19 protein-coding genes are annotated in these 20,542 nt (G+C 72.1%); 7 read left to right on the top strand and 12 right to left on the bottom strand.

All coding sequences use genetic code 11. The annotated features are described in order from the left end of the window. Positions 1–6: 6 nt before the first annotated feature. Both IG84_RS0122640 and IG84_RS0122645 read right to left on the bottom strand, forming a co-directional pair. The gene (locus IG84_RS0122640) at positions 7–777 is read right to left on the bottom strand and encodes a hypothetical protein (protein ID WP_157848930.1); all 771 of its coding nucleotides are present in this window, start codon (positions 775–777) and stop codon (positions 7–9) included. After that, positions 774–1,988 (bottom strand): TRAFAC clade GTPase domain-containing protein, encoded by a 1,215-nt coding sequence (locus tag IG84_RS0122645; protein ID WP_031060229.1) that lies wholly within the window; start codon positions 1,986–1,988, stop codon positions 774–776. The genes IG84_RS0122640 and IG84_RS0122645 overlap by 4 nt, the downstream gene beginning before the upstream one ends. Before the next feature lie 127 nt (positions 1,989–2,115). On the opposite strand from IG84_RS0122645, the gene IG84_RS0122650 reads away from it, so the two are divergent. Then, a complete protein-coding gene (locus IG84_RS0122650) occupies positions 2,116–2,844 on the top strand; it encodes a MerR family transcriptional regulator (RefSeq protein WP_031060232.1) in 729 nt (242 codons plus the stop codon). 36 nt (positions 2,845–2,880) lie between these two features. Here IG84_RS0122650 and IG84_RS0122655 read toward each other — a convergent pair whose 3' ends face one another. The 4 genes from IG84_RS0122655 to IG84_RS0122670 are packed head-to-tail and all read right to left on the bottom strand — an operon-like array spanning position 2,881 to position 8,674. Next, the gene (locus IG84_RS0122655) at positions 2,881–5,052 is read right to left on the bottom strand and encodes a 3-hydroxyacyl-CoA dehydrogenase NAD-binding domain-containing protein (RefSeq protein ID WP_031060236.1); all 2,172 of its coding nucleotides are present in this window, start codon (positions 5,050–5,052) and stop codon (positions 2,881–2,883) included. Positions 5,053–5,085: 33 nt separating this feature from the next. Continuing rightward, positions 5,086–6,300 (bottom strand): acetyl-CoA C-acetyltransferase, encoded by a 1,215-nt coding sequence (locus IG84_RS0122660; protein ID WP_031060240.1) that lies wholly within the window; start codon positions 6,298–6,300, stop codon positions 5,086–5,088. Positions 6,301–6,353: 53 nt separating this feature from the next. Continuing rightward, positions 6,354–7,496, bottom strand: a complete 1,143-nt coding sequence (locus IG84_RS0122665; protein ID WP_031060243.1) for an acyl-CoA dehydrogenase family protein — start codon at positions 7,494–7,496, stop codon at positions 6,354–6,356. 14 nt (positions 7,497–7,510) lie between these two features. Continuing rightward, positions 7,511–8,674 (bottom strand): CaiB/BaiF CoA transferase family protein, encoded by a 1,164-nt coding sequence (locus IG84_RS0122670; RefSeq protein WP_078649230.1) that lies wholly within the window; start codon positions 8,672–8,674, stop codon positions 7,511–7,513. Between the two features lie 147 nt (positions 8,675–8,821). On the opposite strand from IG84_RS0122670, the gene IG84_RS0122675 reads away from it, so the two are divergent. Both IG84_RS0122675 and IG84_RS0122680 read left to right on the top strand, forming a co-directional pair. Further along, a complete protein-coding gene (locus IG84_RS0122675; RefSeq protein ID WP_031060248.1) occupies positions 8,822–9,565 on the top strand; it encodes an MgtC/SapB family protein in 744 nt (247 codons plus the stop codon). 124 nt (positions 9,566–9,689) lie between these two features. Beyond that, complete coding sequence (locus tag IG84_RS0122680; RefSeq protein WP_031060251.1) at positions 9,690–10,874, top strand: saccharopine dehydrogenase family protein; 1,185 nt, start codon at positions 9,690–9,692, stop codon at positions 10,872–10,874. 36 nt (positions 10,875–10,910) lie between these two features. On the opposite strand, the gene IG84_RS0122685 is transcribed toward IG84_RS0122680, so the two are convergent. The 5 genes from IG84_RS0122685 to IG84_RS0122705 all read right to left on the bottom strand — a co-directional run bounded on the left by IG84_RS0122685 (position 10,911) and on the right by IG84_RS0122705 (position 16,374). Then, positions 10,911–11,615 (bottom strand): endonuclease V, encoded by a 705-nt coding sequence (locus IG84_RS0122685; protein ID WP_031060254.1) that lies wholly within the window; start codon positions 11,613–11,615, stop codon positions 10,911–10,913. A 78-nt stretch (positions 11,616–11,693) separates the two neighbouring features. Then, the gene (locus IG84_RS0122690) at positions 11,694–12,980 is read right to left on the bottom strand and encodes a GAF domain-containing protein (protein WP_037800757.1); all 1,287 of its coding nucleotides are present in this window, start codon (positions 12,978–12,980) and stop codon (positions 11,694–11,696) included. Between the two features lie 211 nt (positions 12,981–13,191). Further along, positions 13,192–14,313: an acetoin dehydrogenase dihydrolipoyllysine-residue acetyltransferase subunit gene (locus tag IG84_RS0122695; RefSeq protein ID WP_031060260.1), complete on the bottom strand. Its 1,122-nt coding sequence runs from the start codon at positions 14,311–14,313 to the stop codon at positions 13,192–13,194. A gap of 2 nt (positions 14,314–14,315) precedes the next feature. Further along, entirely contained in the window at positions 14,316–15,329 is a 1,014-nt protein-coding gene (locus IG84_RS0122700) for an alpha-ketoacid dehydrogenase subunit beta (protein ID WP_031060262.1), read from the bottom strand. Between the two features lie 46 nt (positions 15,330–15,375). Then, on the bottom strand, positions 15,376–16,374 hold the full coding sequence (locus IG84_RS0122705; protein WP_037800758.1) for a thiamine pyrophosphate-dependent dehydrogenase E1 component subunit alpha: 999 nt from the start codon (positions 16,372–16,374) through the stop codon (positions 15,376–15,378). A 713-nt stretch (positions 16,375–17,087) separates the two neighbouring features. On the opposite strand from IG84_RS0122705, the gene IG84_RS0122715 reads away from it, so the two are divergent. Then, on the top strand, positions 17,088–17,822 hold the full coding sequence (locus IG84_RS0122715; protein ID WP_031060268.1) for a response regulator: 735 nt from the start codon (positions 17,088–17,090) through the stop codon (positions 17,820–17,822). Positions 17,823–17,877: 55 nt separating this feature from the next. Continuing rightward, positions 17,878–18,477, top strand: coding sequence for a flavodoxin domain-containing protein (locus IG84_RS42650; RefSeq protein ID WP_051862245.1), 600 nt, complete (start codon positions 17,878–17,880; stop codon positions 18,475–18,477). A gap of 108 nt (positions 18,478–18,585) precedes the next feature. Here IG84_RS42650 and IG84_RS41635 read toward each other — a convergent pair whose 3' ends face one another. Then, a complete protein-coding gene (locus tag IG84_RS41635; RefSeq protein ID WP_169749893.1) occupies positions 18,586–18,741 on the bottom strand; it encodes a hypothetical protein in 156 nt (51 codons plus the stop codon). A gap of 245 nt (positions 18,742–18,986) precedes the next feature. Here IG84_RS41635 and IG84_RS0122730 point away from each other — a divergent pair, with 245 nt between their 5' ends. Both IG84_RS0122730 and IG84_RS0122735 read left to right on the top strand, forming a co-directional pair. After that, positions 18,987–19,286 carry a YciI family protein gene (locus tag IG84_RS0122730; RefSeq protein WP_031060274.1) on the top strand — a complete coding sequence of 100 codons (300 nt, stop codon included), beginning with the start codon at positions 18,987–18,989 and terminating at the stop codon, positions 19,284–19,286. A 286-nt stretch (positions 19,287–19,572) separates the two neighbouring features. After that, positions 19,573–20,481, top strand: coding sequence for an SIS domain-containing protein (locus IG84_RS0122735; RefSeq protein ID WP_031060277.1), 909 nt, complete (start codon positions 19,573–19,575; stop codon positions 20,479–20,481). The last annotated feature ends 61 nt before the right edge of the window (positions 20,482–20,542 follow it).

A 20,542-nucleotide genomic window follows, 5' to 3' on the forward strand; every position in this document is an offset into this window, starting at 1 on the left:
CCTCCCTCAGTCCTTCAGGATCAGTACCAGCGCCAGTACTGCCGCCAGCGGCCAGCCGGCCAGCAGGACGACCGCCCACAGGCCGCCGCCGGGCCCCCTGAGCAGCGCCACGAGTCGCTCGACCAGGCCGAGGCGGTCCTCGGGGCCGTCCTCGGTGCTGCCCTCGCCCTGCTGCGCCCCTGCGGCCGCCCCGGACCCCGGTACCGCCTTCTCGGCCCCTGCCGGGGCGTCGGAGGCATCCTTGCGGCCGGACGTGGCGGGCGCCGACTCCCCCGCCCGCCCGGGCTCCGGCACCGGTACCGTCCCCGCCGCCAGCTCCGCCACCGGCACCCGCGCGGAGACCGCCGGCGGGAACGCCCGCTCGTCCTCCAGGAAGCGCGCGAAGACGTCCAGCACCATCGGCCGCAGCCCCGGCAGGTCGGTGTCCGCCACGGACATCCGCGCCCGCGCGCCCGATCCCCCGGTGACGACCACGCCGTACGCGAGCTCGATGGGCCGGCCGCTGCGGTCGCGCAGCACCACCCCGTCCGCGCCGGGCGGCGACGCCTGGACGATGCGGTACGAGAGTCCGATGCGCCCGCCGCCCGGCAGCGCCGCCTCCGCGTGCCGGCTCTCCCCCTCCTGCGTCAGGCTGCCGGTGATCGCGTCGCGCAGCAGCCCGGACAGATTGCGCTCGCTCAGGAAGCGCGGCACGAGCAGCGTGCGCTGCCCCACCCTCCGGCCGCGCGCCACCAGGAAGGGCCAGCAGCCGGCGTCCCGGGACCCCCTGCGGCTCACGGCGCCTCGCCGTCGCGCAGTACGGAGGCCGGCATCTTGGCCACGAAGGAGGCCAGTTCGGCGTTCATGCGGTCCATCGCGATCCGCCGCGCGGAGGCCGCCTCCTCGGTGAGCCGGTCGACCTTTCCCAGCTCACGCTCCCGCAGGCCCATCTTGATGTCGCCCGGCTCCGTCAGCCGGCTGGCGAACATCTCCACCGCGGCCTCGCTCACCTTGTCCAGCCTCTTCCCGCCGACCACGGCACCCAGGGCGCCGGTGAGGGCCTTGCTGAGCCGGGTGCTGAGCATGCCGCTCAGCCACTTGATTCTCTCCGCCGCGGTGAGCGCGGTCCCGATCTGGATGTCTTCGATGAGCCGGCGGCGGGTGGCGTCGTCCAGCTGCCCGAGGATCGAGGCGAAGATGTCGGGCAGGATCGCGAGAAACGGCACCTCGACGTACTGCGGGTGCGGCGCCGCCCCCCGCTGCTTGCGCATCCGGCCGTCCGGCTCCAGCGTCGCGTAGTCGGGGCCCACCGAGCTGACCGGCAGCAGCCGGACGGCGGGCGCGTATTCGTTGCCGGCCATAGCGACGTTCCCCACGAGGTGCGCGAACTCCTCGACGGCGCACAGCGCGTCCCGGACCGCGGCCAGGGACGCCCCTTCCGTGGGGGCGTGCCCGGCGAGCAGATCCCACTTGGTGATCACGAAGTGCACCGGCTTCTCCGCCGACTGCAGCAGCCCGAAGATCATCGACATCTCGTGGTGGAAGTGGTCGAGGCCCGCTTCGGTGCCGACCAGGAGCTCGCGCACATACTGCCCGTCCAGCAGGCACAGGATCGTGTCCGCGGCCACCAGCCGCTCGGTCAGCTCCTCCTGGGCCCGCGAGGCGGCGTCGTCCTCGGTGGCTTCCGTCAGCAGCTCGCCCGCGTAGTCCAGGTACTTGATCCGCAGCACCGAGTGGTTCTTGGTGCTGCGCCGGGTCTTGCAGTCGAAGGTGTACTCGCGGCCGTTGTGCACGCGCGTGGAGGCCGGCCACTCCTCGCGGTCCCGCACCTGGCGGTAGATGTCCATCAGCTCGATGCGCTGCGCGTGCGAGCACTCCAGGAAGACCGCGGCGCTGCTCTGCACCTGGAGGCGCTTGAAGAGGCTGGAGAGGTAGACGGTCTTGCCTGATCCGGACGGCCCCAAGACCAGTACGCGCACGGTGAACGGGTCATCGCTGAGTTCGAGCATGCGTCCCCCGGGGAGCTCAGTAACGGGAGGGACGCTACTGACAACGGACGGCGGGACGACGAGGAACCGGGGGTGCGTCACCCGTCGGAGTGGTGACAAAGCTGGTGAGACAGCAATACTGTCCAACATGATGGAGTCCGCTGCCGACCTGAGCCTGACCGTCGACGAGCTGGCCGCCCGGGCCGGTGTCACGGTCCGTACGATCCGGTTCTACAGCACCCGCGGGCTGCTCCCGCCGCCGGAGATCGGCCCGCGCCGCGTCGGCCGGTACGGCCCCGGCCACCTCTCCCGGCTCGCGCTCATCGAGGAGCTGCAGCACCAGGGCATGACGCTGTCGGCGATCGAACGGTACCTGGAGCAGCTGCCGCCCGACCTCAGCGCCGAGGACCTCGCCATTCACCGCGCCCTGGTCGCCGGCTGGCTCCCGGACCGGGCCGAGGAGCAGTCGCTCGCGCAGCTGGAGCGGCGGGTGGGCCGGTCGCTCACCGACCAGGACCTGGACCGGCTGGCCGCGATGAGCGTGCTGGTGCGCACCGAGGAGGCCGGCGTCTTCCAGGTGGATCCGGGGCTGCTGCAGCTCGGCGTGCGGCTGCTGGACGTGCCGATCGCGCTGGAGACGATCCTCGCGGCCCGTACGGTCGTGCTGGAGCACACCCGCTCGGCGGCCCGGGAACTGAGCCGGCTGTTCAGGGACGAGGTCGGGGCCGCGTACGAGGACGGCGGGCCGGACGCCGCCGAGGTGGCCCGGCGCAAGTCCCTCTCCGCGGATATGCAGCCGCTGGTCGTACAGGCGCTGGTCACAGCCTTTCAGCGGTCGATGAAGGAAGAGCTGCGGGAGTGGTTCGGCGGGCGGTGAGGGAGCGGGCCGCCGCGCGACCCGCCCCCACCTCCGTCAGTCGCTGAAGCGCTCGCCCTTCGCCGCCTTCTCCAGCAGCAGCGCCGACGGCGCGAACCGCTCGCCGTACGCCGCCTGGAGCTCCTTGGCGCGGGCCACGAAGCCGGCCACGCCGCCCTCGTACCCGTTGATGTACTGCATCACGCCGCCGGTCCAGCCGGGGAAGCCGATGCCGAAGATGGAGCCGATGTTGGCGTCGGCGACCGAGGTCAGCACGCCTTCCTCGAAGAGGCGCACGGTGTCCAGGGCCTCGGCGAAGAGCATCCGCTCCTGCATGTCCTTGAACGGGATCTCCGCGTCCGGCTTGGCGTAGTGCTCCCGCAGTCCGGGCCACAGGCCCTTCCGCTTGCCGTCCTCGCCGTACTCGTAGAAGCCCGCGCCCCCGCTGCGCCCCGGCCGTCCGAACTCGTCGACCATGCGGTCGATCAGCGCGTCCCCGGGATGCGGCGCCCAGCTTCCGCCCGCCTCCTCGATCGCCTTGCGGGTCTCGTTGCGGATCTTCCGCGGCAGGGTCAGCGTCAGCTCGTCCATCAGGGAGAGCACCTTGGCCGGGTAGCCGGCCTGGCCCGCGGCCTGCTCGACGGAGGCCGGGTCGACGCCCTCGGCGACCATCGCCACGCCCTCGTTGATGAAGTGGCCGATGACGCGGGAGGTGAAGAAGCCGCGGCTGTCGTTGACCACGATGGGGGTCTTGCGGATCTGGCGTACCAGGTCGAAGGCGCGGGCCAGCGCCTCGTCGCCGGTCCGCTCGCCCTTGATGATCTCCACCAGCGGCATCTTGTCGACCGGCGAGAAGAAGTGCAGGCCGATGAAGTCCTGCTTGCGCTGGACGCCTTCGGCGAGGCCGGTGATCGGCAGGGTGGAGGTGTTGGAGCACAGCAGCGCGTCGGGCGCGACGATGCCCTCGATCTCCTGGAACACCTTGTGCTTGAGCGCGGTGTCCTCGAACACCGCCTCGATGACGGCGTCACAGCCCGCCAGGTCCTGCGGGTCGGCGGTCGGGGTGATGCGGGCGAGCAGCTCGTCGCGCTTGGCCTCGGTCGTGCGCCCCTTGGCAAGCGCCTTGGCGAGCAGTCCTTCGCTGTACGCCTTGCCCTTCGCCGCGGCCTCCGGGGTGACGTCCTTCAGCACGACCTCGATACCGGCCCTGGCGCAGCTGTATGCGATGCCCGCGCCCATCATGCCGGCGCCGAGCACGGCGACCTTGGTGACCTTGCGCTCCTCGATGCCCTTCGGGCGGTTGGCCCCGGAGTTGACGGCCTGGAGGTCGAAGAAGAACGCCTGGATCATGTTCTTGGAGGTCTGGCCGGTGACCAGCTCCACGAAGTACCGCGCCTCGATGGTCTGCGCGGTCTCGAAGTCGACCTGGGAGCCCTCGACGGCGGCCGCGAGGATGTTGCGCGGGGCCGGGTACGGAGCGCCGTTGAGCTGCTTCTTGAGGTTGGCGGGGAACGCCGGGAGGTTCGCAGCGAACTTCGGGTTCGAGGGCGTGCCGCCGGGGATCTTGTACCCCTTGACGTCCCAGGGCTGCTGGGATTCGGGGTGGGCGTCGATGAACGCGCGGGCCTTGGCGAGCAGGTCCTCGGGGGTCTCGGCGACCTCGTGGATCAGCCCGTTGTCCTTCGCGCGCGTGGCGTTGTACTGGGTGCCCTGGAGGAGGACCTTCAGCAGCGCGTCGGCGATGCCGAGCAGCCGTACCGTACGGGCGACGCCGCCGCCGGCCGGGAGCAGGCCGAGGGTGACCTCGGGCAGGCCGATCTTGGTGCCGGGGGTGTCGAGCGCGACGCGGTGGTGGCAGGCGAGCGCGATCTCGTAACCGCCGCCCAGCGCCGCGCCGTTGATGGCCGCGACGACGGGCTTGCCGAGCGTCTCGATGCGGCGCAGGTCGCGCTTGATGCCCTGGCCCGCCTCGAACGCCTGCTGGGCGTTCTCCGGGCGGACGGCGATCAGCTCGCGCAGGTCGCCGCCGGCGAAGAAGGTCTTCTTGGCGGAGGTGAAGATGATGCCGCGTACGGTGTCCTTCTCGGCCTCCAGACGGTCGGCGACCGCGGCGAGGGAGGTCTTGAAGGCGTCGTTCATCGTGTTCGCCGACTGGCTCGGGTCGTCGAGGACGAGGGTGACGACGCCGGTCTCGTCCTGCTCCCAGCGGATGGTGCTGGCTTCACTCATGGTGCGTTCTCCGTAAGGGGTCGGGACGGACGGTCAGAGGCGCTCGATGACGGTGGCGACGCCCATGCCGCCGCCGACGCAGAGGGTGGCCAGGCCGTAGCGCTTGTCCTGGCGCTCCAGCTCGTCGATGAGGGTGCCGAGGATCATCGCGCCAGTGGCGCCGAGCGGGTGGCCCATGGCGATCGCGCCGCCGTTGACGTTGACCTTGTCCAGGCTCAGGCCCATGTCCTGCACGAAGCGCAGCACGACGGCCGCGAACGCCTCGTTGATCTCGACCAGGTCGATGTCGTCGATGGTCAGGCCGGCCTTGGCGAGCGCCTTGCGGGAGGCGGGGGCCGGGCCGGTGAGCATGATGGTGGGCTCGGAGCCGGAGACCGCGGCGGAGATGATCCGGGCGCGCGGGGTCAGGCCGTAGCGCTCGCCGACCTCCTTGGAGCCGATCGCGACCAGCGCCGCGCCGTCCACGATGCCGGAGGAGTTGCCCGCGTGGTGGACGTGGTCGATGGACTCGACCCAGTGGTACTTCTGCAGCGCCACGGCGTCAAAGCCGCCCATGTCGCCGATGGCGGCGAAGGAGGGCTTGAGGGAGGCGAGCGAGTCGGCGGTCGTGCCGGGGCGCATGTGCTCGTCGTGGTCCAGGACGGTCAGCCCGTTGCGGTCGGTGACCGGGACGACGGACCGCTTGAAGCGGCCGTCCTTCCAGGCCGCGGCGGCCCGCTCCTGGGACAGCGCGGCGTACTCGTCCACGTCGCGGCGGCTCCAGCCCCCGATGGTGGCGATGAGGTCGGCACCGATGCCCTGCGGGACGAAGTTGGTGTCGAGGTTGGTCATCGGGTCGTTGAACCAGGCGCCGCCGTCCGAGGCCATCGGCACGCGCGACATCGACTCGACGCCGCCGGCCAGCACCAGGTCCTCCCAGCCGGAACGGACCTTGGCGGCGGCCAGGTTGACGGCCTCCAGGCCGGAGGCGCAGAAGCGGTTCTCCTGTACGCCGGCGACGGTGTCGGGCAGCCCGGCGGCGATGGCCGCGATGCGGGCGATGTCGGAGCCCTGGTCGCCGACCGGGCCGACGACGCCGAGCACGATGTCGTCCACGGCGGCCGGGTCGAGGTCCGGGAAGCGCCGGCGTACTTCGTGGATCAGGCCGACGACCAGGTCGATCGGCTTGGTGCCGTGCAGCGCGCCGGCGGCCTTGCCGCGGCCGCGCGGGGTGCGGATCGCGTCGTATACGTACGCTTCGGAAGTCACGGTGTGCAGCCTTTCAAAGGGGTGAGGGTGGGCCCGGCGTGGCGGAGCCTGGGTCAGCCGAGCAGCGAGCGGCCGATGATCTCCTTCATGATCTCGGTGGTGCCGCCGTAGATCGTCTGGATGCGGCCGTCGGTGAACGCCTTGGCGACGCGGTACTCGTTCATGTAGCCGTATCCGCCGTGCAGTTGCAGACAGCGGTCGGCCACCCGCTTCTGCAGCTCGGTGGCCCACCACTTGGCCATCGAGGCGTGTACGGCATCCAGTTGCCCGGCCGAGTGGTCGACAATGCAGCGGTCCAGGAAAGTGCGGGTCACCGCACACTCCGTGGCCATCTCGGCGATCTCGAACCGGATGTGCTGCAGCTTGGCCAGCGGCCGCCCGAACGCCTCGCGCTCCTTGACGTACTGCGTGGTGATCTCCAGCAGGTGCTCGGCCGCGGCGATGCCCGCCACCGCGATGCCCATCCGCTCCTGCGCGAGATTGGTCATCAGGTGGATGAAGGCACCGTTCAGCTCGCCGAGCAGGTTCTCCTTGGGCACGCGCACGTCATTGAAGAACAGCTCGGCGGTGTCCTGGGCCTTCTGCCCGATCTTGTCGAGGTTCCGGCCCCTCTCGAAGCCCTCCATGCCGCGCTCGACGACCAGCAGACTGAGTCCGTGAGCGCCCCCTTCGGGGGTCGTCCTGGCGACCACGACCACCAGGTCGGCCAGGATGCCGTTGGAGATGAAGGTCTTGGAGCCGTTCAGTATCCAGTGGTCGCCGCGGTCCTCGGCGGTCGTTCTGATGCCCTGGAGGTCGGAGCCGGCGCCCGGCTCGGTCATGGCGATGGCGGTGATGATCTCGCCGCTGCAGAAGCCGGGCAGCCAGCGCCGCTTCTGCTCCTCGGTGGCCAGCGAGGTGAGGTACGGGCCGATGATGTCGTTGTGCAGGCCGACGGCCAGGCCCGCGGCGCCGGCCCGGGTGAACTCCTCGGCCAGTACGGCGGAGTAGCGGAAGTCGGCATTGCCTCCGCCGCCGTACTCCTCGGGCACGGCGAGCCCCAGCAGCCCCTGGCGGCCGGCGGCGCGCCATGCCTCCCGGCTGACGATGCCGTCCTGCTCCCACTGCTCGTAGTGCGGCTCGACCTCCTTCTTGAGGAAGGTGCGCACGGTCTCGCGGAAGGCGTCGTGGTCCTCGGTGAAGATCTGGCGCGCCATCTGCGTCGGCTGGGTCATCGTTGCGGGCCTTCCTCGGTGCCGTCGCCGGGACGATCGGTGGTGGTCAGGGCGGGGACGTCCCAGTCGCGGGCCACCGCTTCGGTGTCCGCGCCGGGCAGGGCGGGGCCGCCGCGCACCGCGCCGGGCGTGCGCGAGAAACGCGGCGCGGGCGCCGGCTGGGTGACACCGGCGTGTTGGACGAAGGTGCCGCGGGCCGCGAGATGGGGGTGATCCGGCGCCTCGCGCAGCGACAGCACGGGCGCCACGCACGCGTCGGACCCGTCGAAGACGGCCGTCCACTCCTCGCGCGTACGGGTACGGAACCGGTCGGCGATGGCCGTACGCAGCGCGCCCCACCGGGCGAAGTCCTCGCGCGGAGGCACCTCGTCCGCCAGGCCGAGCAGTCGCAGGAACTCGGCGTAGAACCGCTGCTCCAGGGCGCCGACGGCCATATGGCCGCCGTCGGCCGTCTCGTACGTCCCGTAGAAGGGCGCCCCGCCGTCCAGGAGGTTGGCGGCGCGCCGGTCCTGCCAGGCGCCCGCCTCCAGCATGCCGCGGATCATGGTGGTGAGGTGGGCCGTGCCGTCGACGATCGCGGCGTCCACGACCTGGCCGCTGCCGCCTTCGGTGCGCGCGTGCTGGAGCGCGGCGAGGATGCCGATGACGAGGTAGAGCGAGCCGCCGGCGTAGTCGCCGAGGAGGTTGGCGGGGGCGACGGGCGGGCCGTCGGCGGTGCCGGTCATGCCGAGCGCGCCGGTGAGCGCGATGTACCCGATGTCGTGCCCTGCGGTGTCGGCGAGCGGGCCGTCCTGGCCCCAGCCGGTCATCCGGCCGTAGACGAGGCGGGGGTTGCGGGCGAGGCACGCCTCGGGGCCGACGCCGAGCCGCTCGGCAACACCCGGCCGGTACCCCTCGATCAGTACGTCGGCGCGCTCGGCCAGGCCGAGGACCTGGCCCGGCCCCTCCGGAGCCTTCAGGTCGACCAGCACCGAGCGCTTGCCGCGGTTGGTGAGGTCGTGCGCCGGATCGACGCCGATGCCGGAGCCGCCGGGGCGGTCCACGCGTACGACGTCGGCGCCGAGGTCGGCGAGGTGCATCGCGGCGAACGGGCCCGGCCCGATACCGGCGAGTTCCACCACGCGCACTCCGCTCAGCGGGCCGTTCCCTGTCTGCGCCATCGCGCCCCCAGCTTGTGACACCAATGCTGTAACACTCGTGATGTTAAGAACGTGTTCCAGTTTCCACAAGCCCCTTCCGGCAGGTTGCGGAGCGGGTTCCCGGACCGCCTCCCTTGCTCGCGCGGGCACAGCGATGACAATGGCCGGATGCCGTACTCGCACCTCGCCGCCGCACTGTTCGATCCCGCCACCGGCCAGGGCTGGCGCCAGATCATCGAGCTGGCCATGGCGCTGCTGCTGTCCTCCCTCATCGGGCTGGAACGCGAGGCGCGCCAGAAGAGCGCGGGGCTGCGCACCCACACCCTCGTGGGCGTCGGCAGCGCGCTCTTCATGGAGGTGTCGATCCACGGCTTCGGGGCGGTCGCCGGCATCGAGGGCGTCGGACTCGATCCGTCCCGGGTCGCCGCACAGGTCGTCTCCGGCATCGGCTTCATCGGCGGCGGCCTGATCTTTGTGAAGAAGGACGCGGTACGCGGTCTGACCACCGCCGCGACCATCTGGCTGACCTGCGCCATCGGCATGGCCTGCGGCGGCGGGCTGCCGCTGCTCGCGCTCGCCTCGACGGCCGTGCACTTCCTCGTCGTCCGCGGCTTCCCCAAGATCACCGACCGGATGTCGATGGCCCCGACCCTGGAGCGCTTCGAACTCCGGCTCGCCTACCGCTCTCAGCACGGCCTGCTCGGCCGGATGCTGGAGATGTGCACCAGCAGCGGCTTCCAGGTGACCGACGTACAGGTCGAGACCGGGCCGGAAGAACGCGACCGGGTCGCCAGTGAAGTACTGCTCCGCCTGGAGGGCGTCGCCTCCCCCCACGATCTGCTGGAACGCCTGGCTGAGCTGGACGGCGTCCGCGGGATCACCATGGGGCGGGAGGCGGACCGCACGGAGTGAGACCCGTGACCGGCCGAAGCGGCCATCTTGGCACCACGGCGCGCGCAGCGCCGTGTTGACGCCACGTACAGCTCGTCCCTAGCGTGCGACACCTGCCGACACGATCACACCGAAGGGCCGCACCATGGGACGACAGGCTGCCGCGGGACGGGCGTACGACGTCGTCCTCTTCGGCGCGACCGGCTTCGCGGGCCGGCTCACCGCCGCCTACCTGGCCGCGCACGCCCCCGAGGGGTGCCGCTGGGCGCTGGCCGGGCGCAACAGGGCGAAGCTGGAGCGGCTCCGCGACGAGCTGGCGGCGGATCATCCGGCCTGCGCCGAGCTGCCGTTGCTGCACGCCGACGCCGCCGACCCCGAGTCGCTGCGCGCCGTGGCCACCGCGACGCGGGTGCTGGCCACCACCGTCGGCCCGTACCTGAAGTACGGCGAGCCGCTGGTGGCGGCCTGCGCCGAGGCTGGCACGGACTATGTGGACCTCACCGGCGAGCCGGAATTCGTCGACCGGATGTATCTGCGCCATCACGCGACGGCGCTCGCCTCGGGCGCGCGCCTGGTGCACGCCTGCGGCTTCGACTGCATTCCGTACGACCTCGGCGTGCACTACACGGTGGGGCTGCTGCCCGAGGGCGTACCGCTGCGCGTGGCCGGCTTCGTGCGCACCAACGCCACCTTCTCGGGCGGCACGCTGGCCTCCGCGCTGACCGCGATGTCCCGTCCGCTCGGCATGGCGCGCGCCGCCCGGGAGCGGCAGCGCGTCGAGCCGCGCCCGGTGAGCCGTACGGTGCGCGCGGCGCCCGGGACGCCGACCCGGGAGCAGGGCGTCTGGGGCGTACCGCTGCCGACCCTCGACCCGCAGATGGTCGCCCGCTCGGCGTCCGCGCTGGAGCGGTACGGGCCGGATTTCCGCTACCGCCACTACGCCGGCGTCAAGTCGCTTCCGGTGGCGGTCGGAGGCGTACTGGGCGCGAGCGTCGCGGCCGGGCTGGCCCAGCTCCCGCCCGCACGCCGGTGGCTGTCGGCCCGGCTCGCGCCCGGCGACGGACCGGACGAGGCGCGCCGGGCGAAGAGCTGGTTCAAGGTCCGCTTCGTGGGCGAGGGCGGCGGCCGACGGCTCGTCACGGAGGTCGCGGGCGGCGACCCCGGATACGACGAGACGGCGAAGATGCTCGCCGAGTCGGCCCTCTCCCTCGCGTACGACGAACTCCCCGAGACCGCGGGCCAGGTGACGGCCGCGGTCGCCATGGGCGACGCGCTCACGGAACGGCTGACGAAGGCGGGAATGCGCTTCCGGGTGGTCAGCTCGGACTGAGGCGCACGGGCGGGGTGCGGGGCGCGCCCCGCACCTTCACGCCTCCGCGAGCGCCTTCCGGCACAGCGCGTCCGCGGCCCGAGTGGTCTCCGGCTGCCGGTACTTCGTCGCCAGCCGCAGCGTATGGGCACACGCGCGGTCCAGCCCGACACGGTGCCCCACGGACACGAAGACCGGCTTCACACCCCGCCGCGTCCGCAGCGCGCGGCCGACCTCCTCGCCGCCGTCCAGCAGTGCGGAGGTGGCACCGCGCTCCGTCCCCGGCGCTTCGTACGTGAAGGTGAACGGGTTCTTCCCGACCCCGATCACCGGCAGCCCGGTGAGTACTCCCAGGTGGCTGGCGAGCCCGAAGCGGCGCGGGTGGGCGAGCCCGTAACCGTCGCAGACCACGAGGCCGGGCACGCGCTCGAGCCGGTCGAGCGCGTCGAGCACGGTCGGGATCTCCCGGAAGGCGAGCAGCCCGGGAACATACGGGAAGGACACCGGCCCCACCGCCGTCGCCTCGTCGACGACGCGCAGCGTACGGGCGTCCAGCGCGACGGCCGCCGCGGCGACGACACCCCGCTCGTCGTCGTACGCCACGTCCACTCCTGCCACCGTGCCGTCGAAGTCGGGCTCGGGGCCCGGCTCGTCGAGCACCACATGGCGGCGCAGCCGGTCCTGGGCGGCGCGGGCCGTGGCCTCGTCGGCGGGCCAGTTGCGCAGTTCGTCGTCGCGGGAGACCGTTCCAGTGATCATCATGATTCCACCACGCTACCGGGTCCCGACCGGCTGACCGACTGATCCGCCGACCGCTGACCGGACCCTGCACTTGGGCGCCTAGGCGTCGGCCGGTCGCCGCAGGCGGGCCAGCGCCGGTGCCGTGGAGTGGGGCAGCAGGTCGGCCGGCCGGGCGGGGCGTACGACGTCGACGGTCACGCCGTCGGCGAAGCGGTACGGGCGGTGCTGGAGCAGTCCCGTCAGCCGGCGGCGGAGCCGGGACACCTCGGCCCGCACCGTGACCGTACGGCTGCGCTCCCCGAACAGGTCGTCGGCCAGCTCGGCGGCCGTGCGGCCCTCCGGGTGCGCGGCCAGCACGAAGAGCAGTTCGGCGTGGCGCGGGGTGAGGTCGTGGGCCCACGTACCGCTCGGGCCCTCGACGGTCAGCGACGCCTGGTGCGGGCGGCTGACGTCCAGTACGGCGCGGGCGGGCGCCGCGGTCTCCTCCTCGATGACCCGCAGCAGCCAGCCGCCGGGCAGCGGTTCCACCGCACAGCGCCCGAGGGCGGGCAGCCAGGTCTGCGCCTCGTGCACCGTACGGGGCAGCAGCAGCCGGTCGATGGGGCTCAGGCCCGTGACGGCGGCGACCCAGCCGTGCCGGTCGGTGACCACCGCGCGCCCGGTGACCCGGGCGAGCAGCGGCGCGGCGACCGCCCGCAGCCGTTCCAGCTCGCCGAGGTGGGCCGTGCGCAGCTCGGACTCGGCGAGCCGGGCCACCGCGTCGACCAGCGCGAGCGTGCTGGGGTGCACGGTCGTGGCGGGCCCGCTGACGTCGACCACGCCGAGCACCCGGCCGTCCTTGGGGCCGCGGATGGGAGCCGCGGCGCAGGTCCAGGCGTGGTGCGTACGGACGAAGTGCTCGGCGGAGTGGATCTGTACGGGCCGCCGGGTCACCAGCGCGGTGCCGATGGCGTTCGTGCCGACGGTCTCCTCCGTCCAGGAAGCGCCCTCCACGAAGCCCAGTTGCCGCGCCTTCGCCAGGACCGTACGGCTGCCGCCGCGCCACAGGACGCGGCCCTGGCTGTCGGCGATCACCAGGATGTGCCAGGCGGCGTCGGCGATGGAGAGCAGCCCGCCGCGCAAGGTGTCCAGCGCGTCGCCGAGGCCGCACGCCCTGCGCTGCCGCTCGACCTCCTCGGGGCTGAGCGCGCCGGGCGGCGAGCCGTGGTCGGGGTCCACTCCCGTGCCCATCATGCGTTCCCAGGACTGGGCGATGACCGGCCGGGGCGGCGTCGGCGGGGCCATCCCGCTCAGTACCGCCTCGTGGGCCTGGGCGAGCAGGCGGGCGTACTGGCGGGGGTCGGTGCCCCCGGGCGGCGTCGCTGGGTCGAGGTGCACAGGGGGCACGCGGTTCTCCAGTCGTCCCGGGCCGGTGCGACGGCCTGGCAGGCCGCCGGGCAACCCCATGGTGCGCCGGGCGCGCGGCGGGGTAAACCCCTCGCCCGCGACCTGACCGGACGAGGGGGACGACACAGGGAGGGTGGGCCGTGCGGAGTACGGAGGGGCCGCCGGCCGGACCGGGGCGGGCGCGTCGGTACGGTCCGGCCGGCGGCGGCTTTCATGCGCGGCCCGCGGCCTCCTCGACGGCCGCGACCACGGCGGCGGGCGTCTCCATCTGCGCCATGTGGCCCGCGCCGTCGACGACGTGGACGGTCGCGAACGGCCGCAGGGACTCGGCGCCGGCCACCGGGATCACCTGGTCGGCGCGGCCCCAGACGGCGACCGTGGGCACGCCGGCCTTCGCCGGCAGCGCGGCCACGTCCAGCGCGGACCGCTCGCCGTCCAGCAGGGTGCCGAGCAGCGTTTGCAGCGCCCGGTCCACGCCGTCCAGCCGCTTGTACTTCAGCAGGTCGTCCACCAGTTGGCGGTTGACCAGGCCGGGGTCGGCGAACAGCTTGAGCAGGTGCGGCCTGAGCTCGCGCCGGGTGCCGGCCGAGGCGAAGCCGCGCAGGTAATCGGCGTCGATCTCCGGGCCGTACCCGGCGGGCGAGACCAGGGTCAGGGACCGTACGCGGTCGGGGGCCGCGGCCGCCGCCGCGGTGACCACGGCGCCGCCCAGCGAGTGCCCGACCAGGTGCGCGCGCTGGATGCCGAGCGCGTCCAGGAAGCCGAGCACGGTGTCCGCCAGGGTGCCGAGGCTGCCGTCGCCCACGTCCTTCGCGGAGTCGCCGTGGCCCGGCAGGTCCAGGGCGTGCACGGTACGGCTCCGGGCGAGCGGTTCCTGCACGAACAGCCAGGAGTCCTTGTCGCCGCCGTATCCGTGCACCAGGACGACGACGTCCTCGCCGTCGCCCATGGTGGTGTACGAGACCGCGCGCCCGCCGACCTCCGCGGTCCGCTGCCGCGGTCCCTCGTCCTCCTCCACGGCGCCGCTCGCGAGCTGTTCCTCGGCTTCCTTCACGACCGCGTCGATGTCGGCGTCCGGTACGTCGGCGGGGGCGACGACGGCGATGGTGCAGCCCACGGGCGCTTCGGCGCCGGCCTCGACGACGATGCGCCGCAGCACTCCCCCGTCCACGGCCTCCAGCGTCCCCGCGATCTTGTCGGTGTCGATCTCGGCCAGGTCGTCGCCCGCCTCGACCTCGTCGCCCTCGGCGACCACCCACTCCATGATCTTGCCGGTCTTCATCGACAGGCCCCACTTGGGCATCGCAACGCGCCCGATACGGTCGTCGGCCATGATCAACGCTCCCAGCCGGTGACGGACTTCACGGCATTGACGACCCGCTGGGCGTCCGGAATGTACAGGTCCTCCAGGACCGGGCTGAACGGTACGGGCGTATGCGGCGCCGTCACCATCTCGATGGGCGCGCGCAGCGATCCGAAGGCTTCCTTGGCGACCAGCGCGGAGACGTCGGTGGCCATGGAGCAGCGTGGCGTGGACTCGTCGACGACGACGAGCCGGCCGGTGTTCTCCACGCTCTCGATGATCGTGTCGGCGTCCAGCGGGCTGGTGGTGCGCGGGTCGATGACCTCGCAGCCCACGCCCGCCTTCGCCAGCTCGTCGGCGGCCTGCTCGGCGACGGAGACCATCCGCCCGAAGGCCACGACGGTCACGTCGTCGCCCTCGCGTACGACGTTGGCCTCGCCGAACGGGATGGTGTAACTCTCCGCCGGCACCTCCCCCGTGGTGTCGTACATCGCCTTGTGCTCGCAGAAAATCACCGGGTCGTCGTCCCGTATCGACTGGATCATCAGCCCCTTGGCCTCGTACGGCGAGGAAGGGATGACGACCTTCAGGCCCGGGATGTGGGTGAACAAGGGGTACAGCGCCTGCGAGTGCTGGGCGGCGGCGCGCAGCCCCGCGCCGTACATGGCGCGGATGACAACCGGCGTGACGGCCTTGCCGCCGAACATGTACCGGAACTTCGCCGCCTGGTTGAAGATCTGGTCGAAACAGACGCCCATGAAGTCGATGAACATCAGCTCGGCCACCGGCCGGAGGCCACGGGTCGCGGCGCCGACCGCGGCACCGACGAACGCCGACTCCGAGATCGGGGTGTCCAGCACCCGACCCGGGAACTTCGGGTACAGGCCCTTGGTGACGCCCAGTACGCCGCCCCAGGCGTCCGGTTCGCCGGGCGCACCCGCGCCGCCCGCGTTGTCCTCGCCCATCACGATGACCGAGCTGTCCCGCTCCATCTCCTGCATCAGCGCCTCGTTGAGCGCCTCGCGATAGCTGATCGTGCGTGCCACGGTGCTGCCTCCGTATGTACGTCGGTGAACGTCGGTGATGGGGCGGTCAGTACGAGATGTGGACGTCGGTCTCCAGGTCGGCGCGGGTGGGCAGGGGCGCGGCCTTGGCCTCCGCGACGGCCTCGTCGATCAGCCGGCCGACCTCGGCGTCCACCTGGTCCAGCTGGTCCGCGGCGAGCTGCCCGGACTCCGTCACCCGGCGGCGGAACTGCTTGAGGCAGTCCAGCGTCTCCCGGGCCTCGGCGACCTCGGTGGACCGGTACGTCTGCTGATCGCCCTCGAAGTGGCCGTAGTAGCGGGTGAGTTTGACCTCGATGAGGGTGGGGCCGCCGCCGTTCCTGGCCCGCTCCACGGCCTCGGCGGCCGCTTCGTGCACGGCGAAGAAGTCGAAGCCGTCGACGATGACACCCGGCATACCGAAGGCCGCGGCCCGGTTCGCGATGTCGCCGCCGCCCACGGACCACGCCGCCGAGGTGGCTTCGGCGTACCCGTTGTTCTCCGCTATGAAGACGGCGGGCAGGTTCCACACCGATGCCAGGTTCAGTGACTCCAGCGTGGTGCCCTGATTGCTGCCGCCGTCCCCGAAGAAGGCAACGCCCACGCCGCCGTCGCCGCGCAGCTTGGCGGCCAGCGCGGCGCCGCAGATCAGCGGCGGACCACCGCCGACGATGCCGTTGGCGCCGAGCATGCCCTTGCTCAGGTCGGCGATGTGCATCGAGCCGCCCTTGCCGTGGCAGGACCCGGAGGTACGACCGTAGATCTCGGCCATCATCTCCTTCACGTCCACGCCCTTGGCGATGCAGTGGCCATGGCCGCGATGGGTGCTGGAGAGGGCGTCCCGGTCGTCGTCGAGATGCATGCACACCCCGGTGGCCGACGCCTCCTCGCCCGCATACAGGTGGACGAAGCCGGGGATGTCGCCGGTCGCGAACTCCTCGTGCAGCCGCTCCTCGAAGACGCGGATGGTCCGCATCGTCCGGTAGGCCGTGAGCAGGGCCTTGTCGTCCAGGCCCGGCGCCGGTCGGGCGGGCGCGGTCTCGGTCATGGCAGCTCCTTGTCTCCTGGGCGGAGACGGGCGCGGCGCGGCAGGCGCCCGGCGCCCGTCATGTGTCGGCAGCGTGAGGCCGGTGCTACGTAGGGGTGACGTCGGTGCGGCCAATCTGCTGCCGGGCCGCGGGGGCGACAAGGGTTGCAGGGGGTTGCCGAGCGGGTGCTGAACCTTTGGTGAGCGGTTGCGGGTCCCGGTGTGGAGAGGCGGCGTCCAGGTGGCGTGCCGCCCCCGACGCGTGTCGCGTCCCCTCGCCCCCCGTAGCGGGCGCAAGGCTGGCCCCGAGTACGCGTACCGGGCGCAACGGCGGCCCGAGTACGGGCAGGGCCCGCTCCGAGTACGGGCAGGTGCAATCCGCCACCGGGCGGGAACCCGCGGCGGCAGCTCCCCCGCACCGCACCGCCACGGAAGGCTGATCACTGAAGTGACGGCCCACCACAAGGAAACCCTCACCCACATCAAGTGGATCAAGACCCGCGTGAAGAAAGCCTGTCCGCAGGCTCATACGGTCGCGGACTGACCTGGCAGTCGCGGGCCGGCCTTCTTGCCGAGCGCCGGCCTTCTTGCCGAGGGCTCTCCGGTCCCGGATGGGGCTTGTCGGCCCATGGTGATGCGGGCGCGGGTGCACCAGGCTGGGGTGGTCGGCCCGGGGGACTCGACAGCCCCGGTCGACACCGCGCCCGGACAAGGACAAGGACGGAGCCGAGACCATGACGGAGCCCGGCGGTGCGAAGGCATCCCCCATCCGCGTCTTCCTGCTGGACGACCACGAAGTGGTCCGCCGCGGCCTGCGCGACCTCCTGGACGCCGAGCCGGACCTGACCGTCGTCGGCGACGCGGCCGACGCCCGCCAGGCGCTCGCCCGCGCCCCCGCACTGCGGCCGGACGTCGCGGTGCTCGACGTACGCCTGGGCTCCAGTACCGACAGCGGCGACCACGAAGGCATCGGCGTCTGCCGGGAGTTGCGCGGCGCGCTGCCCGGCCTGGCCTGCCTGATACTCACGTCCTTCGACGACGACGAGGCGCTGTTCGACGCCATCATGGCCGGCGCCGCGGGGTACGTACTGAAACAGATCAAGGGTTCCGACCTGGTGACGGCCATACGGACGGTGGCGGCCGGCCAGTCGATGCTGGACCCCGGCGCCACCGCCCGCGTCCTGGCCCGCGTACGTGGCCCGGTGGCGCCCGCCGGCCCGCCGGAACTGGCCCGGCTCTCCCCCAGGGAGCGGCAGATCCTGGACCTGATCGGCGAGGGCCTGACGAACCGCCAGATCGCCGACCGCCTCTTCCTCGCCGAGAAGACCGTCAAGAACCGGATCTCCGCCATCCTGACCAAGCTCAAGGTCGGCCGCCGCATCCAGGCCGCGGTCATCGCGGAACGCGTACGGGACCGGGAGCGGGGGCCGGAGCCCGATCGCGAGCCGGAGGAGCTCCCCGGCGGCTAGCCGGAGCAGATCCATCGCCGACCCCGGCACCAAGCCCCGGCCCCCAGGAAGCGCCATGGCCAAGTACCGCGTACTGATCGCCTACGCCTACGGCATCAAGGCGGAATTCACCCAGGGCATCGCGGAGGAAATAGCCGCCGTGCTGCGCGAGGACGGCTTCGATACGGAACTGCGCCCGGCGGCGGAGGTCGTCAGCGTGGGCCCGTACGACGCCGTCGTCCTCGGCGGCGCGCTCCGCGCGAACCGCTGGCACCGCGATGCCCGCCGCTTCGCCCGCCGGCACGCAGCGCAGCTTCGCTCCCGCCCGGTCTGGCTGTTCAGCAGCGGCCCTTCGAGTACCTCGGCGAGCGAGCCCGACGTGCCGCCGGTGCCGGGCGCGAGCCGCGCGATGAACCGGGCGGGCGCCCGCGGGCACATCACGTTCGGCAGCCGCTCCGGTCGCCGCGGTCGCCCGGGGCGTTACGGCTCCGCCGACGGCCCGGTCCGCCCCGCCCGCCGCCTCCGCGGACTGCTCGACCGCTCAGCGGCGGACCGGGATCGGGACCAGGACCGGGCCCGGCCCGACGACAACCGGGACCCGTACGCCGAGCACCAGGACATGACCCGCGTCCGCGACTGGGCCCACCACATCGCCAACGAGGTGAACGGCCCCTGAGAACGGACGAAGGCGAGCCGTGGGCCACTCGCGGTGCCGGCGTTCTTGTACGGCGCGTTACTGTGCGGCGCCGGCGTTATGGTGCGGCGCCGGCGCGGCCGCGAGGCGTCAGCCCTGACCGCCACCGAAGAGCGCGCCGAGCACGTCGCCGGCGAACTCCAGCCCCGCCTGCTCGCGCGGGGTCAGCTGGTCCGGTTCGTCGGCGGGCGCCGCGACGGCGGACCCTGTGGCGAGGAGCCCGGCGGCGAAGAGAGCGGTGAGCATGACAGTGAGACGACGCATCATGTGCTGTTCCCAACCGTGAGGAGACAGGTGCGGCCTCCATCCTCGGCCGCCCTCCGACCGCCCGCCACGCGACGCCCCACCCACTGCTGCGAACGGACCACCCGATCGCCCTCCCGACCGTCCTTCCGACCGCTCTCCTGGCCGTCCTTCGCCCTCCTGCGGCCACCCCTCCACCCCGTCACCCACCGCGCCGTCGCCCGTTCCACCTGCCCTATATTCCAGAGATGTTCGTACTCGAATTGACCTACACCGCTCCCCTCGACCGCGTGGAGGCCGCGCTCGACCAGCACGTCGCCTGGGTGGAGCAGCACTTCGCCGCAGGGCATTTCCTCGCCTCGGGCCGCAAGCAGCCCCGCGACGACGGCGTCATCATCGCCTCGGTCGACGACCGCGCCACCGCGGAGAAGATCACCCAGGAGGACCCGTTCGTCACGGCCGGCGTGTGCGAATACCGGATCACGGAGTTCATCGCCACCAAGACCGTCGCGGGCCTGGCGAGCTACCGACAGCAGCAGCCCACCTGACAACGACCGGAACCAGCCGGACAACAGCAGAGCTCAGACGAAGCCCGACAGAGGGGTGTGCGGCCGGAACCGGCCCGCGCACCCCTCCTCTTTCATCCACGCCCCCACACAGCTGACCCGAACGAGGGATGGCACACCCTCTCGCTCATGCGTACAGTTGATTGCAACGAGGTCGAATATTGCACTTTCACTCACTAGCTCGGCGCCAACGCGCACAACGCAATCCGACCGAATCACCAACCGACCGGCACCGGGATTGACCGACAGACGGAGGGGCGGGATCACCATGACCGGCACGTCGTACATGGAGCAGGAGCTGAGCAGCCAGCCGGAGACGTGGCGCGAGGCCGCGCGCCTCGGCGGTGAAGACGGCCCACTGCCGAAGCACGGCCTGCGCGTCGCGGTCATCGGCTGCGGCACGTCATGGTTCATGGCGCAGTCGTACGCCGCGCTGCGCGAAGCCAACGGCGCCGGCGTCACCGACGCCTTCCCCGCCTCCGAGAGCTTCCTCGGCGCCGACCGCGGCTATGACGCGGTGGTGGCCATCACCCGCTCCGGGACCACGACAGAGGTCCTGCGCATACTCGAGGCCGCCCGCGGCCGGATTCCCACGGTGACCCTGCTCGGAGACCAGGACACCCCGGCGAGGAGGCTCTCCGACGAGACCGTCGCGCTGCCCTTCGCCGACGAACGCTCCGTCGTACAGACCCGGTTCGCCACCACGGCCCTGGCCCTGCTCCGCGCCCATCTGGGCGAAGACCTCTCCTCGGCGATACGCGACGCCGAGGAAGCACTGACCACCCCCGTCGCGCAGGAGTGGATCGACGCCGAGCAGTTCTCCTTCCTCGGCACCGGATGGACCGTCGGCCTGGCCAACGAGGCGGCGCTCAAGATGCGCGAGGCGTCCCAGAGTTGGACCGAGTCCTACCCGGCCATGGAGTACCGGCACGGCCCGATATCCATAGCCGCTCCGGGCCGCGTCACCTGGCTCTTCGGCGACGCGCCGGACGGGCTGGCGGAGGAGGTCACCCGGACCGGCGCCCGTTTCGTGACGCACGACCGTGACCCGCTCGCAGACCTCGTACTGATCCACCGCGTCGCACTGGCCCGAGCCCGCGCCCGCGGCCTGGACCCCGACAACCCCCGCAGCCTCACCCGCTCGGTCATGCTCGACAACGCCCCATCGGCCCCCTGATCACCCGATGGCCCCCTGATTCCCAACTGCCCTGCCCTGTGTCCTGACCTGACTGTCTTTC

Source organism: Streptomyces ochraceiscleroticus (assembly GCF_000720485.1).
Taxonomy (GTDB): domain Bacteria; phylum Actinomycetota; class Actinomycetes; order Streptomycetales; family Streptomycetaceae; genus Streptomyces; species Streptomyces ochraceiscleroticus.